The organism is Streptomyces sp. NPDC007945 (assembly GCF_042958885.1).
Classification (GTDB): domain Bacteria; phylum Actinomycetota; class Actinomycetes; order Streptomycetales; family Streptomycetaceae; genus Streptomyces.
This window is the reverse complement of the sequence record NZ_JBIBJV010000004.1, coordinates 325,911-345,528: the sequence shown is the minus strand read 5'-3', so window position 1 is coordinate 345,528 and position 19,618 is coordinate 325,911. Positions and strand designations below refer to the sequence as shown.

The following is a 19,618-nucleotide window of genomic DNA, read 5'->3' as shown; positions in this document are numbered from 1 at the left end:
GCGCGGGGCGTCCGGGCATCCTCCGACGAGGTCGCGGGCGCTGTCCCGAGGTCGGTTCTCGCGTAGAGGACGAGGCGACCTCAGCGGTGCCGATCGACCAGACCCGCCCGCAGCAGGATGCCGAGGTGGTACGACACGGTCGCGCTGCTCCAGCCGGTCCGCCGGCTCGACTCGACCGTCGACGCGGGTGCTTCGAGCGTGGTGTGAGCAGTGCGGCCCTGGTCACTCCCATGAGTCCCGTCAGGGCCCGTTCCGCCGCGCCCGCCGGGCGCTCCCCGAGGGCACCGATGCCGCGCGCCGGAGCGAAGAGCACCGGAGTGTGCGGGCGTTCTTCGGCGAACAGCACCGGTGTGGCCCCGTGCACCGGTGTGGCCCCGTGCACCGGTTCCCTCCTCGCGGGCCTGATCGTGGGCGGTGAGCGGCACGAGGGCCTGAGGGCTCTCCGGCGTGGACGCCCGCCCTCTGCCCGTCCCTGGACGGTGGGCACGCCGGGCCGCACACCCATCCGGACGGTCGACCGCTCCGACGACCTGGACAACGGCAGCTGACGGAACCGCGTTCGGGCTCCTCGTGGCGCGCCGGACGCGGGGGCGGGCCCGGGTGGCCCACCCGGAAGGCGCCGGGTACGCCGATGGCCCCGCACCCTTCCGAGGAAGGACGCGGGGCCACGGGGGGTGGGGACGACCGGGACGGCCGCCCGGCCCGTCAGAACGCGAAGACGCTGCCGTAGGTGTTCTTCACGCAGGTGTTGCCGAAGGTGCGCTCATAGGAGACGTTCCGGCCCTCCCAGACGCCGTTGACTGTGACCACGACGGGGTCGAAGTGCATCGGGCACATCACACCCGGCGCGGGCTGCAGGGCGTCCAGGTCGCCCTTCACGCGGCGCAGCTCGGCGCAGGCCGAGGTGGCGTTCGGGTGGGTGCCCGAGGCGGAGGGAGAACAGGTGAGGGTGGCCTCGCTGAACCACCCGGCGGCGGGGTCGGTGGGGAGGGTGACGGAGGTGTCTCCGTACCGGGCGGTCAGCACCAGGGAGGAGGTCTCGGGGGCCGCGGTGGCGGCTCCGGTGAGGGGGCCGAAGGCGGCGGTGGCCGCCAGGCCCAGGGCCGCTGCGCAGCGCGCGGTGTTCCGCATGGTGTGCGTCCTTACGCTCGATTCGAGGGTGTCGCCGGCCGGCAGGTCGTGCCGGGACGGCGAGCGCGAGTCTGCCGAGTCCGCCGCCGCCGCTCACCTCGACCCGATGCGTTTCAGAAAATGTACGGATCGTACAATTGGCGCAATAGTATGTAATACGCGCTTCGGTGCCCTGACGACACGCTTCTCACCCGCCTCCGACCCACCGGAATGACTCAAACCCCGCGCTCGACGATCGACCGGAAACGCGCCCCCGGCTGGGGGCGGGAAGAACGGGGCTCGGGGCGGGCGGGGGCGCGGGGCGGGCGGCGCCCGCAGGGCCGGATGTGACAGAACCTGGTCATTGCGGCCCTCGCGGCGGGCGGACATGATCGACGCATGCTTCCACCGCACAGAGTCGTCGTCGCGGCCTTCCCCGGCGTCGAACTGCTCAACGTCACGGGTCCGGCCGAGGTGTTCTCCGTCGCGACCCGGGTCGCGGGCAGCGGCGGACCCGGTTACACCGTCCGCATCGCGACGGCCCGGGGCGAGCCGGTGACGACCTCCAGCGGAATCCGGCTGATGGCCGACCTCGCCCTGGACGAGGTGGCCGGCGAGGTGGACACCCTGCTGGTGTCGGGTGCCGTCCGGGTGCGCGACCAGGACGTGGAACCGGTCCTCGATCCCGGGATCATCGACTGGCTGCGCGCGGTGGGCCCCGGTGTGCACCGGCTGGGTTCCGTCTGTTCGGGCGCGCACCTGCTGGCCGCGGCGGGCCTGCTCGACGGCCTTTCCGCCACGACCCACTGGCGGACCGCCGCGCGGCTGGCGGCCGACCATCCGCTCGTCTCCGTCGATCCGGATCCCATCTTCATCCGGGAGGGGCGACTGTGGACGTGCGCCGGGATCGCGTCGGGGATGGACATGGCCCTGGCCATGGTCACCGAAGACAACGGTCCCGGACTCGCCCTCGCCACGGCCCGCACGATGGTCATGTACGTCAAACGGGCGGGCGGCCAGAGCCAGTTCAGCGTCCCGCTCGCGCGTCCCGCCGACCCCGGCGACCCGATCGACGACCTGCGGACGTGGATCGGCGAGCACCCCGCCGAGGACCTGTCCGCCGAAGCGCTGGCCGCACGTCTGCACCTGAGCGTGCGCCACCTCTCCCGGCTGTTCCGGCGCCGCACCGGGACGACGCCGGCCGCGTACGTCGAGTCGGTCCGGATCGAGGCCGCCCGCCGGCTGCTCCAGGACAGCACCCACACCCTGCCCGAGATCGCCGCGCTCAGCGGCCTCGGCTCCGTGGAGAGCCTGCACCGGGCGTTCCGGCGTCGCCTGGGGACCACCCCCGCCGCGTACCGGCGCCGCTTCCACTGAATCACGCCCCCTCGTCCCACCGCCCGCTCCACGTCCCACCGCGCGGCGGAGGACCGTCATGCCCAAGGAGAGAACCGTGTCCCGAACCAAGGTCGTCCCCCTCCCGGTCATCGGCCGGCACCACATCAACGCGTATCTGCTGCTGGGCCGCCGCCCCGTCATCGTCGACGCGGGAACGCCCGGCAGCGGCCGGAGGATCTACGAGCGGATCGCCGACCACGGGGTGGACCCCACCGACGTGGCCCTGATCGTGCTCACCCACGGCCACATCGACCACTTCGGGTCCGCCGCCGAGCTGCAGCGCCTGACGGGCGCCCCCGTGGCGGGGCACGTGGCCGACCTCGGTCCCTACCGCAGCGGCCGGGCCCGCGAGCCCTACCTGCCCACCGGACCCATGGGCCGCCTGATGGCCAGGCACCGGAACCTGCACCTCAAGGTGGAACCGCTCGAACCCGACGTCCTCGTCACCGGCGAGACCGACCTGGAGGACTTCGGGGTGTCGGCCCGCATCATGCCCACCCCAGGACACACCGCCGGCTCCGTCTCCGTCCTCACCGGCCACGGGGACCTGGTCGCCGGCGACCTGATCGCCAACTCCTTCTTCGGTCTCGTCCGGGGCCGGCCCGCCAACCCCCCGTTCCACGACGATCGCCTGGGCAACCTCGCGAGCCTGCGCGAAATGCTCGCCCTGAACCCGACCCGCCTCCACGTCGGCCACGGCACCTCACTGGAACCCGACCGGGTCCGGCGCTGGGCCGACCGGGAACACCGGCGCCTCTCCCGGCTCGACGCGGCGGGGCGGCTGCCCTCCCGGACGGAGAGCGACGCGGCCCGGTAGGGCCGGCGGGAATCCGGCGGGCCCGGCACCGAAGAGGCGACGAGATTGCCGGAGTCGGGCAGGCGACGCGCTGCCCGGGTCATGACACCCTTCGAACGCTCGACGGACGCGGGGGAGGCGGCGCGCACGCCGTCGGACGGCGACGGACCGGTCCGTCCGGGGCCACGGAGGGGAAGAGATGACCGCACCGCCTTACCGGGAAGGGCCTTGGACCGACGGTCACATGGTGGTCTGCGGCGACGACGGGCTCGCCCACCGCCTGGCCGCCGAGCTGCGCGACCTCTACCGGCGGCACGTCGTCCTCGTCGTGCCCGACGGCCGGGCGGGCGGAGCGGGGACGGAGCCGGCCGCCGAGGGCCGTACCGGGGCGGCTGCGTCGCTCCGGGAGGTGGCCGCCTCGGCGCCGACGCGCGAGGCCCTGCGGCGTGCCGGGGTGGACGGGGCGGCCGCGCTCGCCCTGCTCTACGAGGACGACGAGACGAACCTGCGGGCGGCGCTCGCGGCGCGCCGGCTCAACCCGGGGGTGCGGCTCGTCGTCCGCATGTACAACCGCAAGCTGGGCGACCACCTGGAGGAACTCCTCGACCAGGCCGCCCTCGTCGCCGCGTCCGCCGCGGACCGGACCGCCCTGGACGCGTCCACGACCGTGTTGTCGGACGCGGACACGGCCGCGCCCGCGCTCGTGGCGACCGCCATCGCCGACACCCGGAAGGTCGTCCAGGCCGACGGACTGCTGCTCCGCGCGGCGGAGCGCCCGGCTCCCGACCGGGGCGAGGCGCCCGACCCGGGCCTGTGCACCCTGGCCCTGCTGTCCTCCACCGCCGGGGACCCCGCGGGGGCCGAAGGCTCCGACAGCAGCGGCGTGCAGGGACCCGAGCTGCTTCCCGACGACCGGAGCGTGCAGGCGTCCCGGGGGCGCGGGACCGTCGTCCTGGAAGCCGTGGGCCGGTCCGGGCCCGGACTGCCGCCCCGGCGGCTCGCGCGGCGCGGAGCGCCGCTGGGCGAGGTGTTCTCCTCGCGGTTGCGGTGGGCGGTCGCCGGCGTCGTGGCGGCGGTCCTCGCCCTGACCGCCGCCGCGGCCGTCCTGACCGACGCCGACCCCACCCACGCGGCGTACCTGACGCTGCTCGACCTCTTCTCGATCAACGACCCCGCGCTCGACGACTCGACGACCCGGCAGGTCCTCCAACTGCTCTCCGGACTGGTCGGTCTCGCCCTGCTGCCCCTGCTCGTGGCCGGGGGCCTGGAGGCGCTGGGCACGTTCCGCGCGTCCGGCGCGCTGCGGCGTCCGCCGCGGGGGCTGTCCGGCCACATCGTGCTGCTCGGGCTGGGCCGGATCGGTGCCCGCGTCCTGGCCCGGCTGCGGGAGTACGACGTCCCCGTCGTCTGCGTCGAGCAGGACCCCGACGCCCGCGGCATCCCCCTCGCCCGCGACCTCGGCGTCCCCGTGATCCTCGGCGACGTCACCGAGGACGGCGTCCTCGACGCGGCCCGCGTGCACCAGGCCGACGCCCTGCTCGCCCTCACCAGCTCCGACACCACCAACCTGGAGGCGGTCCTCACCGCCCGGGCCCTCAAGGACGACCTGCGGACGGTCCTGCGGCTCTACGACGACGACTTCGCCACCGCCGTCTACCGCACCCTGCGCTCCGCCCACCCCGACGCCGTCACCCGCAGCCGCAGCGTCTCCCACCTCGCCGCCCCCGCCTTCGCCGGCGCCATGATGGGCCGACAGATCCTCGGCGCCATCCCCGTCGAACGCAAGGTGCTGCTCTTCGCCGCGCTCCTCGTCGCCGGCCACCCCCAGCTCGAAGGCCGCACCGTCGCCGAGTCGTTCCGCCCGAACGCGTGGCGCGTCGTCGCCCTCGACACCGCCGAACCGGACGCTCGCCGTCCCGACCTCGCCTCCACCCCGCACGGAGGCGAAGACCCCCAGCTCCTGTGGGACCTCCACCCCGGCTACGTCCTCCGGTCCCGCGACCGGGTCGTCGTCGCCGCCACCCGGCGGGGCCTCGCCGAACTCCTCGCCGTCGTACCGGGCCGGTGACGTGCCGGCGGGGTCGGCCATGAATCGGGCGGCGCCCCTGTCCTGCGGTACGGGGGCACCGCCCCTCAGGGCGGCGCCCCGGATCCACCGCTCCAGGCGCGTGCCTCGCACCCGCTCCAGGGCCGCCACGCCGGTCGCCGCGAGACCGACCCCGATGCTCCGTTCGATCCCGTCGATTCCCCTGGCGGCCGTCAGAGGTCGAACTCGTGCGGCGGCAGGTCGAGCGTGAAGCACGCCTCGCGGACGACGGCCTGCTCGGTCTTGTCGAAGTCGCCGTCGGCGCCGCCGATGACGATGCCGATCTGGACGACGGCGCGCGCCTCGGCCGGCTTCTTCCTCGCCTTGGCGATCTCCTGGAGCACGCTGACCTTGCCGAAGTCGAAGTCGGCGGTGAGCTTGTCCAGGTTGTCGTCGAACCGGCGCCGGAGGTCGGCCGCGTCGAAGTTCCGCAGGACCTCGTTGGCGGCGATCAGCTGGGCGACCCGCTGTCGCTCGGCGGGGTCGATCGTGCCGTCCGCGGCGGCCACGAGGGCGCACATCGCCATGGAGGCGTCCCGGAACGCACCGGACTTGAGGTCGTTCTTCTTCGCCGTCAGCTGCGTCTGCATCGTCGACGCGGATTCCTTGATGCGGTCCCACAGAGCCATCGAGAACTCCCTCACGCGCTTGGGGGGCCGCCCGGGCCGACGGGGTGGAGGACCGGGCGAAACCCAACTTCTACATTTCTGTAGAAGTTATCAGGTGGCGCGGGACCGGGCGGCGCGCGGGGTCAGGCCGCCGTCTGCGGGCCCATGATCCGGACCAGCAGGTCGTCCAGGCTGACCAGGCCGGTGAGCCCGCCGTCCGCGTCGCGTACGAGGGCGAGGGAGGCGCGGCGCCGGCGGAGGTGCTCGATGGCGTCGGCGACCGTGGTGGTGTCGGCGAGCTCCGGCACGGGGCGGGCGAGGGCCGCGGCGGTCAGCTCCCTGCCGCGGGTGCGGGCGACGAGGACGTCGCGGGCGTGGACCGAGCCGAGGACGCGGTCGCCGTCGCGGACGAGGAGGCGGGAGCGGTCGGCCTCGGACGCCTGGGCGAGGATCGCGTCGAGTCCGACCCCCGCGTCGACCGCGACGATGGCGGCGGCCGGGGTCTGGAGCGCGGCGACCGGGGTCTGCGGCTCGGTGAGGGAGCGGGTGATGAGCTGCGAGTCGGTCTTGTTGATGAGGCCGAGGCGTTCGGACTCCTCCACCAGGTGGGTGAGCTGTTCGCGGTTGTGGACGGCGGCGAGTTCGTCGCGGGGCTGGACGCGGCACAGGCGGACGAGCGCGTTGCTGACCTTGTTGAGCAGCCAGATCAGCGGGCGTACGGCCTTGACCAGGGCGCGGAACGGCGGCGTGAGCAGCATGGCGGAGCGTTCGGGGTGGGCGATGGCCCAGGACTTGGGGGCCATCTCGCCGAGGACCATGTGGAGGAAGACCACGACGATCATGGCGACGGCGAACGCGATGCCGTAGCTGAGCGCCTCCGGCAGGCCGAGCCTGACGAGCAGCGGGTCGAGCTCGTGGGAGATGGCGGGCTTGGAGATGGCACCGAGGCCGAGGGTGCACAGGGTGATGCCGAGCTGGGCGCCGGCGAGCATGAGGGAGAGCTCCCGCATGCCGGCGAGGGCGGCCCTGGCGCCGCGCCGGCCGCCCGCGACGGCCTTCTCGATGCGGTGGCGCTTGGCGGCGACGAGCGCGAACTCGGCGGCGACGAAGAAGCCGCTGCCGACGAGGAGCAGGACGGTGACGAAAAGGGCCATGGGGAAGCTCATGCCCGGTCCTCCTCGGCGGTGGTGGTCCGGACGTACTCGACGCGGACGCGTCCGGGGACGTGGCGGTCGAGGGTGAGGACGTCGATGCGGACGTCGTCGACGGTGAGGTGGTCGCCGATGGTGGGGAAGCGGCCGAGGCGGTCGATGATCAGGCCGGCGACGGTGTCGTAGTCGTCGTCCCCGGGGAGCGCGATGCCGGTGGCGTCCTCGATCTCGTCGAGGCGGCGTCCCGCGTCGACGCGCCAGCCGTTCCCGTCCGGGACGGCGAGCGCGACGACCGTGTCGGTCTCGTCGGCGATGTCGCCGACCAGTTCCTCGGCGATGTCCTCGTAGGTGACGATGCCGGCGACGCCGCCGTGCTCGTCCAGGACGACGGCGAACTCGTCGTCCGCCTCCCGCATCCGGGCCACGGCCTGCGGGAGCGGGAGCGTGTCGGGCAGCAGCAGCGGCGCCCGGTCGGCCTCGCCCGCGGTCAGGGCGTCGAACCGGTCGGCGGCGAGCCGGGCGAGGTCCCGGACGCCGAGGACGCCCGCCACGTCGTCCGGGTGGTCGCCGAGGACGGGGTAGTTGGAGTGGCCGTGCCGCGCGATGAGCTCGACGGCCTCGGTGAGGGTGGCGTCCTTGCGGACGAAGACGGCGTCGGCGCGCGGCACCATCACCTCGTCCAGGGTGCGCTCGGAGAACTCCAGGGCATGGTCGAGGAGTTCGGCGGTGTCGGCGGGCAGTTGTCCCTTTTCGTGGGACTCGCCGATGAGGTGGCTGAGCTCCTCCAGGGTGGCGCCGTGGTGCAGTTCCTCGACGGGCTCGATACCGACCTTCCGCAGCAGCCTGTTCGCGGCGCCGTCGAAGACGCGGACCACCGGTCCGACGATCCTCAGGTAGAGGAGGGTGGAGGGGGCCAGGGACTTGGCGAGCCGTTCGGGCACGGCCAGCGCCAGGTTCTTCGGCGCGAGTTCGCCCAGGACCATCTGGAGGACGGTGGCGAGGACGAAGGCGAGGACGACGGAGATCGCCGACACCGCCCCGTCCGACAGGCCGGTCCCGTCCAGCGCGGGCTTCAGCAGGGCGGAGACGGACGGCTCGGCGAGGAAGCCGACGACGAGGCCGGTGACGGTGATGCCGAGCTGGGCGCCGGAGAGCATGAAGGAGAGGCGTCCGAGGACCTTCAGGGCGCGGGCCGCGCGCGTGTCGCCGGCCTCCGCCTCGCGGGCGAGGGCGATCCGGTCGGCGGCGACGTAGGCGAACTCCTGGGCCACGAAGTAGCCGGTGCCGGCGGTCAGCACGAGGACGGCCAGCAGGCCGAGAGCGGCGTTCATCGGCGGTCGCGTCCCTTCGGGCGGGCGGGACGCGTCGTTCTGGCGGACAAGCAGGGGCTCCTTCGTGGTGCGGACGGTTGCGGTCGGCGGGGGTACGGGACGGACGGCACGGGATCGCCGGCCCGCGGTGCGGGCCGGCGGTGGTCACACGGTGGCGGGCTCCGCCGCCTCCTCCAGGACACCCTCCATCGTCACGTGGCGGAGGAGGGTGCCGGACGCGCCGGTGACGGCGGCCGGGTGGCGTCCGGCGACGCGCGGGACGGTGAGGGCGCGGACGGGGACGGCTCGGCCGGCGTGCCGCTCACCACCGACCGCGACGCGGGCGGCACGCGTGAGGGCGGGGGCGGGTGGGGGGAGGAGCGCCTCGGTCACCCGCGCCACCTGCCGCTCCCCCGGCTCGACGCGTCGGGGCGAGGGAGCGGGGGGTGGCACGGCGCGCGTACGGGGAGGCTCACCCATTGCGGGTCGCTCGCTCCTTCTCGTCCTGGGGTGGTGATCCGAACGGGACGTGATCCGAACGGGCCCGGGCCGGCGGGCCCCGCGATCTTCTACACCACTGTAAAGGAAAGGTGATCGCTGATCGAGAGCCGGCCGCGCCCGCCCCCGCTCCCCGGCGGCGTGCGGGGCGCCGTCCGGCCGCGCATGCTCGAAGCATGTCCGAGGTGACGACCACCGACCTGTACGAGGTCACCATGGCGCTCTCGTACCTGCGGGAGGACATGCGGGCGCCGGCCACGTTCAGCCTGTTCGTGCGGGATCTGCCACCGGGCCGCGGTTTCCTGGTGGCCGCCGGTCTGGAGCCGGCCCTCGACCACCTCGCCCGGTTCCGGGTCGGCGACGCGGACGTCGAGGAGTTCGCGAAGGCGCTGCGCCGACCCGTCGCGGACCTCGCACCGCTGCGGGGGCTCTCCTTCGACGGAGAGGTCCGGGCCGTGCCGGAGGGGCGGATCGTCCTCGCCGGAGAGCCGCTCCTGGAGGTCACCGCCCCGCTCCCTCAGGCGCAGCTGGTGGAGACGTACCTGCTGTCGCTGCTCTGCCACCAGACGGCGGTCGCCTCCAAGGCCGCCCGGTGCGTGCTCGCCGCCGCCGGGCGCCCGCTGGTGGACTTCTCGCTCCGCAGGACGCACGGCCCCCAGGCCGGGGCGCAGGCGGCCCGGCTGTGCGCCTTGGTCGGGTTCGCGGGCACCAGCAACGTCGCCGCCGCCTGCCGGTACGGCATCCCGGCGGCGGGCACGATGGCCCACTCGTACGTCGAGTGCTTCCCCTCGGAGGAGCGGGCGTTCCGCGCCTTCGCCCGCACCCACCCCGGCCCGGTGACGTTCCTGGTCGACACCTACGACACCGGGCGCGGGGTCGCGACCGCGGCACGCGTGTTCGCGGACCTCGGACTCGCCGAGGGGTGCGCGATCCGGCTGGACAGCGGTGATCTCGGGGCGCTGGCCCGCCGGGCCCGTGCCACGCTCGACGCGGCCGGGCTGGCGGACGTCCGGATCATCGCGAGCGGCGGCCTGGACGAGTACGGGGTGGACCGGCTGGTGCGGGAGGGCGCGCCGATCGACGCGTACGCCGTCGGGACGAAGGTCGGTACGGCCTCCGACGCGCCGTATCTGGACGCCGCGTACAAGCTGGTCGAGTACGACGGGAGACCCGTGATGAAGCTGTCCGCCGCCAAGGTCTCTTCCCCGGGCCCGAAGCAGGTCTTCCGCGGGCCGGGGGTGCGCGACGTCGTCGGCCTGGCGAACGAGGAGCCACCCGAGGGCACGGAGCCGCTGCTGCGGACCGTGATGCGCGGCGGGCTCCGCACCGGGCCCCCGGACACCCTCGCGGCGGCCCGGGCCCGCTTCGAGGCGGACCTCGCGGCGCTTCCGGAGGCGGCGCGGAGCATCGACGGCCCGGTCCCGCCGGTCCCCTCGGCGTCGACGCGGCTGTCGGCGCTGACGGCCGTGGTCCGGCACCGGCTCGCCGCCCGGACCGGTGCGGGGCCGTAGCGGAGGGGAGGCGCGATGGCCTGGCTGGTGACGCCGTTGGGGGCCCTGCTGGTCCTCGTCATCCTCCGGGACCTCTTCCACACGCTGTGGCATCCGACCCGTCACGGCGGTCTGAGCAGGCTCGTCATGCGGACCGTCTGGCGCGTGTCGGCCCACCGCGGCTCGCGTCGGCGGCCGGCCGGGCTCGCCGGGCCGCTCGGCATGGTCGCGGTCGTCGCCGTGTGGGCCCTGACGGTGGCGGTGGGCTGGGCGCTCGTCTACTGGCCCCACATGCCGGACGGCTTCTCGTACGCGTCGGAGCTCGCCCCCGGCGAGCACGCGGGCCCGGTGGACGCCCTGTACGTCTCCCTCGTCACCCTGGCCACGCTCGGTCTCGGCGACATCGCTCCGACGACGGGATGGCTGCGCGTGCTGGCCCCGATGGAGGCCCTCGTGGGCTTCGTCCTGCTGTCCGCGACCGTCGCGTGGATCCTCGGCATCTACCCGGCCCTCGCCCGCCGCAGGACCCTCGCGCTGCGCCTCTCGCACCTGCGCCGCAGTGCGACCACGACCCGGACCCTCGACTCCGGGGGCGGTGCGGCGATGCTCGACGGGCTCGCCTCCGGCCTGGCCACCGTCACCGTCGACTTCATGCAGTACGCCGAGTCGTACTACTTCCACGACGCCGACGAGCACACGGCCCTGCCCCGGCAGCTGGGCTACGCGCTGGGGCTCGCCGCGCGTGCGTCGGAGGCGGACCATCCGGACGTGCGACTCTCCGCCTCGGTCCTGGACAGGGCGCTGGCCGACCTCGCCGGCGTGCTCGACGAGCGTTTCCTGCGCACGGGCGGTGGCCCCGACCGGATCTTCGCGGCCTTCGCCCGCGACCACGGACAGCCGTGGGAGCCGGACGGCCCTCCCGCCGCCGGCGGGGACGGGCGGTCCTGAGCCCGCCCGCTCCGGCGACGCGGTGGTGCGGCCGGGGGACTCGACGGGCTCCGGCGCGGATCCGGCCGGGCCGGAGCTCCGCGGCCGTGCCGGGGCCGTGGTCCTCGCGGTCGGCTCAGCGCCGTTGCCATTCCTCGGCGAGGAGACGGTAGGAGCGGACCCGGTCGGCGTGGTCGTGGGTGACGGTGGTGATGACCAGTTCGTCGGCGCCGGTGGCCTCCTGGAGTTGTTCGAGCTGGTCCGCGACCCGCCCCGGCGAGCCGACGAACTGGGTGTCGACGCGGTCGGCGACCAGGGCCCGGTCCGCCGCGGTCCAGGAGTGGGCCCGGGCCTGGGCCGGGGTCGGGAAGGGGATGGCGCCCTCGGCGGTGCGGATGCTGCGGACCCACGGGGCGTAGCCGGTGGCCAGCTCACGGGCGGTCGCGTCGTCCCCGGCGACGACGACGTCGGCGGAGACGCTGACGTAGGGCTTGTCGAGGTGGTCGGAGGGCTGGAACGCGGCGCGGTAGCCGTCCGCCGCCTCCAGCACGGTGGCGGGGCTGACGTGGTAGTTGGCGGTGAAGCGCAGGCCGTTGCGGCCGGCGACGTCGGCGCTCTCGCCGCCGCTGCTGCCGAGGATCCACACCTCGACGTCCGCGCCCTCGCCGGGGACGGCGTGCGCCTCGGTCCCGTCGGCGGCGCGGTAGTCGCCGCGCAGCAGCGCGAGGACGTCGGCGACCTGCTCGGCGTACTCCTGGGGGCGGGCACCCGGCTGGCGCAGGAGCCGTTGCTGGAGCCGGAAGCGGGGGGATCCGATCAGGTGCTCCGGGGAGAACCGGGGCGGGATCCGCAGGCCGTTGGGCGCGCGTCCTTCGACGACCGGGGTGACCGTCGGCCGGGCCTCCGCGGTCCCCCCGGCGGGGCGGCCGCCGGAGCGGCCGAGGCCGAGGTCGAGCCGCCCGGGGTGCAGGGCGTCGATGAGCCCGAACTCCTCGACGGTGGACAGGGCGGTGCGGTGTCCGAGTTGCACGGCGCCGGAGCCGATCCTGATCGTGGAGGTCGCGGAGGCGGTCAGGGCCAGCACCACGGCGGGAGAGGATCCGGCGACCCCCGGGTTGAGGTGGTGCTCGGCGAACCAGTAGCGGGCGTAGCCGAACCGTTCGGTCTGCCGGGCCAGATCGACGGTGTTGCGCAGCGCCTGGGCGGCGGTGGAGCCGGACGGGATCGGGACGAGGTCGAGGACTCCGAGGGGGATGCCGGGCATGGTGGGGTGGTGCTCCTCAGCGGTCGGTGGGCACGGGCGCCGGTACGGGCAGGGGACCGGGATCGGCAATGGCATCGGCACCGGGTGCGGCGGTGACCGGGGCCCAGGGGAACGGCGGATCGGGGATCTCGCGTCGCAGCACCGGCGCGATCTCGGACTGGAAGAGTTCGAGGGAGGCGCGGTGCCGGTCGCGGGTGAGACCGCTCGCGTCGACGGGCAGGTGGAGCACGGTATGTCCGAACCGCTCGTGGTAGCGGTGCACCTTGTCGATGATCTGCTGCGGGCTGCCGATCAGCGCCGAGCTGCGTTCGACGTAGTCCTCCAGGGTGGTGAACACCGGCTCCAGTCCCTGGCTCTTCTGGAGCGCGAGCCGCCCTTCGAACACCGGCCGGAAAGCGGCGACGGCCTCCTGCGAGGTGCGTGCCGCGTAGTGGCCGGCCGTGCCGGCGCCGACCGCGGCCAGGGCCGGATCGTGGCCGTAGTGCTCCCAGCGCTCCCGGTAGTGGCGGATGAGGGCCGCGTACGGCTCGATCGGGTGCGTGACGTTGGCCGAGAAGAGCGGATCCCCGTGGCGCGCGGCCAGGTCGACCGACTCCCGGCTGGTGGCGCTGCCGTGCCAGATCCGGATGGGCTGCTGGAACGGCCTCGGCCACACCTCGGCGTCGGTCAGCGCCGGGCGGAAGCGCGGGGTGGCGCTCACCCTGCCCTGCCGCCAGATGCGGCGGAACAGGTCGTGGCTCTCGGCGTTGCGCTCCCACTGGTCCTCGGGCGTGACGTGGAACAGCTCGCGCTGGGCGGTGCCGTTGCCCTTGCCGATGATCAGGTCGAGCCGGCCGGCGGACAGGTGGTCCAGGGTCGCGTAGTCCTCGTAGGCGCGGACCGGGTCGAGCAGGCTGAGCGTGGTGACGGCGGTGAACAGCCGGATGCGGGAGGTCAGCGCGGCGAGGTGGGCGAGCACGACCGGCGGGGAGGAGGAGAGGAACGGCCGCTCGTGGCGTTCGCCGACGCCGAAGCCGTCGAATCCGAGCTCCTCCGCCAGCAGCGCGTCCTCGATCACCTCGCGGAAGCGCTCGCCGGTGGTCTTCCGCGCTCCGGTCACGGGGTCGGGGGTGTGGGCGATGAGGGTGATGGCGAGGAACCTCACGAGGCCGCCCGCCGGGTCTCCGCGTCTGCGCGGGCGTCGGGGTGGGCCAGTCCGAGGTGGTCGCGGAGCGTGGTGCCCGTGTAGTCGCGGCGGAAGACCCCGCGTTCCTGGAGCAGCGGGACGACGGTGTCGGCGAACTCGTCGAGGCCGCCGGGGGTGAGGTGCGGGACCAGGATGAAGCCGTCGGCGGCGTCCGTCTGGACGAAGTGGTCGAGGGCGTCGGCGACGGTGGCCGGGGAGCCGATGAACGACTGGCGTCCCGTGGTCTCGATGACCAGCTCGCGGATCGACAGCTTCTCCGCGACCGCGCGCTCGCGCCACCGCCTGGCGACGGCCAGCCGGTCGCGGAACCTCCGGACGTCGGCGCGGCCGCGGACGACGGTGTTCTCGCCCGGGTCCGGGTCGATGTCGGGGAGCGGGCCGTCGGGGTCGTACGCGGAGAGGTCCCGGTTCCAGACGTGTTCGAGGTACGTGAGCGCGGTCCGGCCGCTGACCTGTCGGCGCCGTACCTCGCGGGCCAGCTCCTCGGCCTCGGCGTCGGTGTCGCCGAGCACGAAGGTCGCCGCGGGCAGGATGAGGAGCTGGTCGGGAGTGCGGCCGTAGCGGGCGAGGCGTCCCTTGACGTCGGAGTAGAAGGCGCGGCCGGCCTCCAGGGTGCTGTGCCGGCTGAAGATGGCGTCGGCGTCGGCCGCGGCGAACTCGCGGCCCTCGTCGGAGTCGCCGGCCTGGAAGATCACCGGACGGCCCTGCGGGCTGCGCGGGACGTCGAACCGGCCGGCGATGTCGAAGTGCCGTCCCCGGTGGGCGAAGGCTCCGGCGCGCGCGTCGCCGAGGAAGAGGCCGGACTCCTGGTCGGCGACGATCTCGTCGCCCCGCCAGGAGTCGAACAGCGCGGTGGCGGCGGACAGGAACTCCCTGGCCCGGGAGTAGCGCTGGTCCTCCGGGAGGAAGCCGCCGCGCCGGAAGTTCTCGCCGGTGAAGGCGTCCCAGGAGGTGACGACGTTCCAGGCGGCGCGTCCGTCCGACAGGTGGTCGAGGCCGGCGAACTGGCGGGCCACCTCGTAGGGCTCGTTGAAGGTGGAGTTGATGGTGCCGGCGAGCCCGAGTCGGTCGGTGACGGCGGCGAGCGCGGAGAGGACGGTGAAGGTGTCGGGCCGCCCCACCACGTCCAGGTCGTGGATCCGGCCGCCCTGTTCGCGCAGCCTCAGCCCCTCGGCGAGGAACAGGAAGTCGAACTTGGCGCGTTCGGCGGTGCGCGCGAAGTGCGCGAAGGAGTCGAACTCGATGTGGCTGCCGGCCCGCGGGTCGCTCCACACGGTGGTGTTGTTGACGCCGGGGAAGTGGGCCGCGAGGTGGATCTGCTTCAAGGGCTTGCCCGTGGTCGGGTCGGTCATGGCGGTACGGCTCCTGCGGCTCAGAGGACGGCGGCGTAGCGGTTGGCGGGGCGGGCGAGCCCGAGCAGACCCCGGAGGGTGTCCGCCTCGTAGGCGTGCCGGAAGGCGCCCCGGCGTTGGAGTGCGGGCACCAGGCCCCGGGTGATCCGTTCCAGGTCGTGGCCGATCACTCCCGGCCGGAGCCGGAAGCCGCTGAGCCCCGACTCCTGCAACTCCTGGAGGTGATCCGCCAGTTGATCGGGAGTACCGGTGAACACCTCGGCGTCACTGGTGTAGGGGTGGCCGGCGAGGCCGTCCAGGCGGGCCTTGCGGTCCTCCGCCGCCGCGGCGTCGTCGTCCAGGAACACCACGAGGTCGCCGAAGACGTGCAGCGGCTCCCCCGCCCTGCCCGCGGCGGCCTGGGCGGCACGGATCTCGGCGACGACGGCGCGGGCGTGGCCGGTGTCCCGCGGGGTGACGTACCCGACGTCGGCCGAACGGCCCACCAGCCGGTACGGCACGGTGTCGTCGGCGAGCGCGGTGACGAGCGGCTGGCCCTGCGGGGGCCGAGGGGTGATCGAGGGGCCTCTGACGCTGAAGTGCCTGCCCTGGAAGTCGATGTGGTGGAGCTTGTCGCGGTCGACGAAGCGGCCGGTGGCGACGTCCCGGATCTCCGCGTCGTCCTCCCAGCTGTCCCAGAGGCGGCGCACGACCTCGACGTAGTCGGCGGCCTCGCCGAGGAGTTCGGCGGTCAGGTCGCGTACGGCCGGGGTGTCCCGGTCCTCCGCGCGGGTGGCCGGGAAGGTGCGGCGGCCGAAGTGCGCGGCCTCGTCCGGTCGGGCCGTCACCCGGACGCGCAGGCCGGCGCGGCCGGCGCTGACGTGATCCAGGGTGGCGATGGCCTTGGAGAGGTGGAACGGCTCGGTGTGGGTGACGACCACGGTCGGCACCAGTCCGATGTGCCGGGTCCGAGGCGCGACGCGGGCGGCGACGAGGACGGCGTCGAGCCGGCCCCGGACCCGGTCGGTGCGGCCGTCGGGCTCGGTGGGGTGCGAGGTCTGGAGGCCGAGGGCGTCCTCGAACGTCACGAAGTCGAGCAGGCCGCGTTCGGCCTCGGTCACGAGGCCGGTCCAGTAGGCGGCGGTGAACAGGTCGCGGGGCCGGGCGGTCGGTTCGCGCCACGCGGCGGGGTGCCAGCCGGTGCCGTCCAGCGCGACGGCGAGATGGAGCGGGGCATGTGCGGACAAGGGAGAAGGCCTTCCTGGTCGACCGTGGGGCGGTCATCGGCGCTCGTACGGGGGCTCGACGACGGGGAGCGGATCGGGATCGGGGATCGGGATCGGGATCGGGATCGACAGAGGGTGCCGGCCGGCGGCTCCGGCACGGCGGGCTCTCGGACGGTGTGTCCCGGAATCCTGGGAAGGGCCGGACCGGCGGAGGTGGAGAGCGCGTCGCGGTCCCGTGGGACGGGCGCCGCGCGGTGGCGGCCCGCACCCTTCCCGCCCGCCCGCGTCATCGCGCGACCGGCTTCGGTGCGGAGTCCGGCGCGGGCGGCCGGGCGACGAGGCGCGGCAGGACGTTCTCGCCGAACCAGTACGCCTCCTCCAGGTGCGGGTAGCCGGAGAGCACGAACTCGTCGATGCCGAGCCGGTGGTACTCGGTGATGCGCTCGGCCACCTCGGCGTGGCTGCCGACCAGGGCCGTACCGGCTCCGCCGCGCACCAGACCGATCCCGGCCCACAGGTTGGGGTGGATCTCCAGGCCGTCGCGCCCGCCGCCGTGCAGGGCGAGCATGCGTCGCTGCCCCTCCGACTCGCTGCGGGCGAGCCCCGCCTGTACCGCGGCGACGGTCTCGGGGTCGAAGCCGTCGAGGAGCCGGCGCGCCTCGGCCCAGGCCTGCTCGGAGGTGTCGCGGGTGATGACGTGGAGGCGGATCCCGAAGCGGAGGGCCCTCCCCTCCTTCTCCGCCAGGGCCCGGATCCACGCGATCTTGGCGGCGACGGCGGCGGGCGGCTCGCCCCAGGTGAGGTACACGTCCGCGTGACGGGCGGCGACCCGGCCCGCGGCGGGCGAGGAGCCGGCGAAGTAGACCTCCGGCAGCGGATCGGGCACCCGGGCGAGCCGGGCGCCCTCGACCCGGAGGTGCTCGCCCGCGAGATCCACGGTCCGGCCGTCCCACAGCGCGCGGACGATCCCGAGGAACTCGTCGGTGCGGGCGTAACGGGCGTCCTTGTCGAGGAAGTCGCCGTACGCGCGCTGCTCGGCGCTCTCCCCGCCGGTGACCACGTTGAGCAGCAGCCGGCCGCCGGTCTGCCGCTGGAAGGTGGACGCCATCTGCGCGGCGAGGGTCGGCGAGACGAAGCCCGGCCGGAAGGCGACCAGGAACCTCAGGCGCTCGGTGTGTCCGCTGATCATGGCGGTGGTCAGCCAGGCGTCCTCGCACCAGGCACCCGTGGGGGTCAGCACGCCGGTGAAGCCGAGGTCCTCGGCGGCGCGGGCGATCTGGGTGAGGTAGCCGACGCTCGGCGGCCGGTCGCCTCCGGTCCCGGTGACCGGGGTGCCGTGGCCGCCGCCCACGACATGGCGGCTGTCGCCGTTGGTCGGCAGGAACCAGTGGAAGGTGATGCTCACGGGGACGCACGCCTCTCGCTCGCCGACGACCCGGACCGGGACGGGGACCAGGACGGGAAAAGGGACGGGGACAGGGACAGGGAAGGGGGCGGCATCGGGACGGAGAGGCGGCCGGGGGCGGTCAGGCCGCGCGACCGGCGACCGCCGTCACGGCCGTACGGCTGCCGAGCGCCGCGGAGAACTGGTCCACGACCTGCGCGAGGGCCTCGGCCGCGCCCGGGGAGACGGTCAGGGAGCCGTCCTGGCCCACCTCGATGTCCTTGTCGAGCGTGAACCAGCCCTGGACGATGTGCGCGGCGCCCATGGAGCTGAGCACGGGGCGCAGGGCGTAGTCGATGGCGAGGACGTGCGCGGTGGTCCCGCCGGTCGCCAGCGGGAGGACGGTCTTGCCGACGAGGCCGTACTGCGGCAGCAGGTCCAGCAGGGACTTCAGGAGGCCGGAGTAGGCGGCCTTGTAGACGGGGGTGCCGATCACGACCCCGTCGGCGCGGGCGAAGAGGCCGGCCGCCTCGACGATCGCCGGGTGACGGAAGTCGGCGCCGAGGAGGGCGTCCGCGGGGAGGGTGCGGACGTCCAGGGGGATCACCTCGTGTCCCTGGGCCGCGAGCCGCCGGTCCAGGTGGCGCAGCAGCCGGGCGGTGCGAGAGGTGGCGGAGGGGCTTCCGGAGACGGACAGGACGGTGGCCATGGCGGATCCTTCGGGAGCGTGGGTCGTCGCGGGGCGGGCGGGACGGCGGGGGCCGCGGGCCGGGTCGGGCCGCGGCCCCGCTTCCCGCGGGCGGCTACTCGGCGGTCTTGGGCAGGCCGGGCGGGTTGACCACGGACGTGGTCACGGCCTCGTCGGAGAGGCCCCAGCGCTGGAGCACCTGGGCGTACGTGCCGTTCTCGACGACGTGGTCGAGGGCGGCGGCGAGCGGTTCGGCCAGCCCGCTGCCCTTCTTGGTGGTGGCCGCGATGAGGCCCTGGAGGGTGGAGCCCGCGCCGGAGTACGTGCCGACCACCTCGGTCCTGCCGGTGGTGGCCGCGTGGTAGGCGGTGGTCGGGTTGGGGCCGAGGTAGACGTCGATGCGGCCGGACTGGAGGGCGAGGTAGGTGTCGCTGTCGTTCTGGTAGTACTTGATGTCCACCGGCTCGCGGCCGGCCTTCTCGTTCTCCTTGCTCCACTCGACGAGGAGCTTCTCCTGGTTGGTTCCGCTGCTGACGGCGACGGCCTTGCCCGCGACGTCCTCGGGCCCGTCGATCCGCAGGCCGCTGCCCTTCTTCGCCTCGAAGCCGAGGTTGTCCTCGCGGTAGGTGGCGAAGTCGTACTTCTCCTTGCGCTCCTCGGTGACGGTGATGTTGCTGAAGCCGACGTCGTACTTGCCGCTGTCCAGGCCGACGAAGATGTTCTCCCAGGAGACCGTGTTGATGTGTGGCTTCAGGCCGAGGACGTCGGCGACCAGGTAGGCGATGTCGGGCTCGACGCCGATGACGGTCTTGTCGTCGGTGGCGAAGAAGGTGAGCGGTGCGGCGGAGCCGGAGGAGTCGACGATCTCCAGGGTGCCTCTTCGGCGGATCTCCTCCGGGACCCGGGCCGCTATGGAGTCGACCTTGTCCGTGGTGACGCGGTTCTGGTCAGGGCTCAGGTTGATCTTGACCGTGCCGCCCGACGCGGCCGCGACCTCGGTCGTGGCGCCGTCGGAGGGGTTGCCGCAGGCGGCGAGGACGAGGGCGGCGGTCAGCCCCAGTGCGGCGGCGGTGGTGGTGCGGCGGCTGGTCGAGAGGGACATGTTCTGCTCCTGGCTCAGGGTGAGGGAGGGGGCGGAGGGTTCGGTGGCGGGGTGCGGCGAGGG

The 19,618-nt window shown here is 74.1% G+C and carries 18 protein-coding genes; 5 read left to right on the top strand and 13 right to left on the bottom strand.

Annotation, left to right across the window (positions count from 1 at the left end; translation table 11 throughout):
• Nucleotides 1-80 precede the first annotated feature (80 nt).
• Together ACFZCF_RS15705 and ACFZCF_RS15700 are read right to left on the bottom strand one after the other, a co-directional pair.
• A complete protein-coding gene (locus ACFZCF_RS15705) occupies nucleotides 81-425 on the bottom strand; it encodes a helix-turn-helix domain-containing protein (protein ID WP_391286887.1) in 345 nt (114 codons plus the stop codon).
• A 280-nt stretch (nucleotides 426-705) separates the two neighbouring features.
• Complete coding sequence (locus ACFZCF_RS15700; RefSeq protein ID WP_391286886.1) at nucleotides 706-1,131, bottom strand: SSI family serine proteinase inhibitor; 426 nt, start codon at nucleotides 1,129-1,131, stop codon at nucleotides 706-708.
• A 378-nt stretch (nucleotides 1,132-1,509) separates the two neighbouring features.
• Between ACFZCF_RS15700 and ACFZCF_RS15695 the strand changes: the two genes are divergently transcribed.
• From ACFZCF_RS15695 to ACFZCF_RS15685, 3 genes are all read left to right on the top strand, one after another.
• Entirely contained in the window at nucleotides 1,510-2,487 is a 978-nt protein-coding gene (locus ACFZCF_RS15695) for a helix-turn-helix domain-containing protein (RefSeq protein ID WP_391286885.1), read from the top strand.
• Nucleotides 2,488-2,563: 76 nt separating this feature from the next.
• Nucleotides 2,564-3,325 (top strand): MBL fold metallo-hydrolase, encoded by a 762-nt coding sequence (locus ACFZCF_RS15690; RefSeq protein WP_388447611.1) that lies wholly within the window; start codon nucleotides 2,564-2,566, stop codon nucleotides 3,323-3,325.
• Nucleotides 3,326-3,548: 223 nt separating this feature from the next.
• A complete protein-coding gene (locus ACFZCF_RS15685; protein WP_391287093.1) occupies nucleotides 3,549-5,372 on the top strand; it encodes an NAD-binding protein in 1,824 nt (607 codons plus the stop codon).
• A gap of 191 nt (nucleotides 5,373-5,563) precedes the next feature.
• Here the strand turns inward: ACFZCF_RS15685 and ACFZCF_RS15680 are convergent, their stop codons facing one another.
• From ACFZCF_RS15680 to ACFZCF_RS15665, 4 genes are all read right to left on the bottom strand, one after another.
• Nucleotides 5,564-6,019, bottom strand: a complete 456-nt coding sequence (locus ACFZCF_RS15680; protein WP_388447615.1) for a tellurite resistance TerB family protein — start codon at nucleotides 6,017-6,019, stop codon at nucleotides 5,564-5,566.
• Nucleotides 6,020-6,141: 122 nt separating this feature from the next.
• Nucleotides 6,142-7,164, bottom strand: coding sequence for a hemolysin family protein (locus tag ACFZCF_RS15675; protein WP_388447617.1), 1,023 nt, complete (start codon nucleotides 7,162-7,164; stop codon nucleotides 6,142-6,144).
• The gene (locus ACFZCF_RS15670; protein WP_388447619.1) at nucleotides 7,161-8,480 is read right to left on the bottom strand and encodes a hemolysin family protein; all 1,320 of its coding nucleotides are present in this window, start codon (nucleotides 8,478-8,480) and stop codon (nucleotides 7,161-7,163) included. Before ACFZCF_RS15670 ends, ACFZCF_RS15675 begins: the two co-directional genes overlap by 4 nt.
• A gap of 144 nt (nucleotides 8,481-8,624) precedes the next feature.
• Nucleotides 8,625-8,852, bottom strand: coding sequence for a hypothetical protein (locus tag ACFZCF_RS15665; protein WP_391286884.1), 228 nt, complete (start codon nucleotides 8,850-8,852; stop codon nucleotides 8,625-8,627).
• 281 nt (nucleotides 8,853-9,133) lie between these two features.
• On the opposite strand from ACFZCF_RS15665, the gene ACFZCF_RS15660 reads away from it, so the two are divergent.
• Complete coding sequence (locus tag ACFZCF_RS15660) at nucleotides 9,134-10,468, top strand: nicotinate phosphoribosyltransferase (protein ID WP_388447621.1); 1,335 nt, start codon at nucleotides 9,134-9,136, stop codon at nucleotides 10,466-10,468.
• Nucleotides 10,469-10,483: 15 nt separating this feature from the next.
• On the top strand, nucleotides 10,484-11,395 hold the full coding sequence (locus tag ACFZCF_RS15655) for an ion channel (protein WP_391286883.1): 912 nt from the start codon (nucleotides 10,484-10,486) through the stop codon (nucleotides 11,393-11,395).
• A 115-nt stretch (nucleotides 11,396-11,510) separates the two neighbouring features.
• Here the strand turns inward: ACFZCF_RS15655 and ACFZCF_RS15650 are convergent, their stop codons facing one another.
• From ACFZCF_RS15650 to ACFZCF_RS15620, 7 genes are all read right to left on the bottom strand, one after another.
• On the bottom strand, nucleotides 11,511-12,638 hold the full coding sequence (locus tag ACFZCF_RS15650) for an LLM class flavin-dependent oxidoreductase (protein WP_391286882.1): 1,128 nt from the start codon (nucleotides 12,636-12,638) through the stop codon (nucleotides 11,511-11,513).
• Between the two features lie 16 nt (nucleotides 12,639-12,654).
• The gene (locus tag ACFZCF_RS15645) at nucleotides 12,655-13,782 is read right to left on the bottom strand and encodes an LLM class flavin-dependent oxidoreductase (RefSeq protein WP_388447627.1); all 1,128 of its coding nucleotides are present in this window, start codon (nucleotides 13,780-13,782) and stop codon (nucleotides 12,655-12,657) included.
• Nucleotides 13,779-15,176, bottom strand: coding sequence for an NtaA/DmoA family FMN-dependent monooxygenase (locus ACFZCF_RS15640; RefSeq protein ID WP_391286881.1), 1,398 nt, complete (start codon nucleotides 15,174-15,176; stop codon nucleotides 13,779-13,781). Before ACFZCF_RS15640 ends, ACFZCF_RS15645 begins: the two co-directional genes overlap by 4 nt.
• 20 nt (nucleotides 15,177-15,196) lie before the next feature.
• Nucleotides 15,197-16,402 (bottom strand): LLM class flavin-dependent oxidoreductase, encoded by a 1,206-nt coding sequence (locus ACFZCF_RS15635; protein WP_391286880.1) that lies wholly within the window; start codon nucleotides 16,400-16,402, stop codon nucleotides 15,197-15,199.
• Nucleotides 16,403-16,667: 265 nt separating this feature from the next.
• Entirely contained in the window at nucleotides 16,668-17,786 is a 1,119-nt protein-coding gene (locus ACFZCF_RS15630) for an LLM class flavin-dependent oxidoreductase (RefSeq protein WP_391286879.1), read from the bottom strand.
• Between the two features lie 121 nt (nucleotides 17,787-17,907).
• On the bottom strand, nucleotides 17,908-18,474 hold the full coding sequence (ssuE, locus tag ACFZCF_RS15625; protein ID WP_391286878.1) for an NADPH-dependent FMN reductase: 567 nt from the start codon (nucleotides 18,472-18,474) through the stop codon (nucleotides 17,908-17,910).
• 94 nt (nucleotides 18,475-18,568) lie between these two features.
• Nucleotides 18,569-19,555, bottom strand: coding sequence for a transporter substrate-binding domain-containing protein (locus ACFZCF_RS15620; RefSeq protein WP_391286877.1), 987 nt, complete (start codon nucleotides 19,553-19,555; stop codon nucleotides 18,569-18,571).
• Nucleotides 19,556-19,618: the final 63 nt, after the last annotated feature.

Bases quoted from the DNA above. Each gene is read 5' to 3' on its own strand.
- ACFZCF_RS15650 (WP_391286882.1), bottom strand. From the start codon at position 12,638: ATGCCCGGCATCCCCCTCGGAGTCCTCGACCTCGTCCCGATCCCGTCC.
- ACFZCF_RS15660 (WP_388447621.1), top strand. From the start codon at position 9,134: ATGTCCGAGGTGACGACCACCGACCTGTACGAGGTCACCATGGCGCTC.
- ACFZCF_RS15685 (WP_391287093.1), top strand. From the start codon at position 3,549: ATGGTGGTCTGCGGCGACGACGGGCTCGCCCACCGCCTGGCCGCCGAG.
- ACFZCF_RS15670 (WP_388447619.1), bottom strand. From the start codon at position 8,480: ATGAACGCCGCTCTCGGCCTGCTGGCCGTCCTCGTGCTGACCGCCGGC.
- ACFZCF_RS15675 (WP_388447617.1), bottom strand. From the start codon at position 7,164: ATGAGCTTCCCCATGGCCCTTTTCGTCACCGTCCTGCTCCTCGTCGGC.
- ACFZCF_RS15695 (WP_391286885.1), top strand. From the start codon at position 1,510: ATGCTTCCACCGCACAGAGTCGTCGTCGCGGCCTTCCCCGGCGTCGAA.
- ACFZCF_RS15620 (WP_391286877.1), bottom strand. From the start codon at position 19,555: ATGTCCCTCTCGACCAGCCGCCGCACCACCACCGCCGCCGCACTGGGG.
- ssuE (WP_391286878.1), bottom strand. From the start codon at position 18,474: ATGGCCACCGTCCTGTCCGTCTCCGGAAGCCCCTCCGCCACCTCTCGC.
- ACFZCF_RS15640 (WP_391286881.1), bottom strand. From the start codon at position 15,176: ATGACCGACCCGACCACGGGCAAGCCCTTGAAGCAGATCCACCTCGCG.
- ACFZCF_RS15655 (WP_391286883.1), top strand. From the start codon at position 10,484: ATGGCCTGGCTGGTGACGCCGTTGGGGGCCCTGCTGGTCCTCGTCATC.
- ACFZCF_RS15680 (WP_388447615.1), bottom strand. From the start codon at position 6,019: ATGGCTCTGTGGGACCGCATCAAGGAATCCGCGTCGACGATGCAGACG.
- ACFZCF_RS15700 (WP_391286886.1), bottom strand. From the start codon at position 1,131: ATGCGGAACACCGCGCGCTGCGCAGCGGCCCTGGGCCTGGCGGCCACC.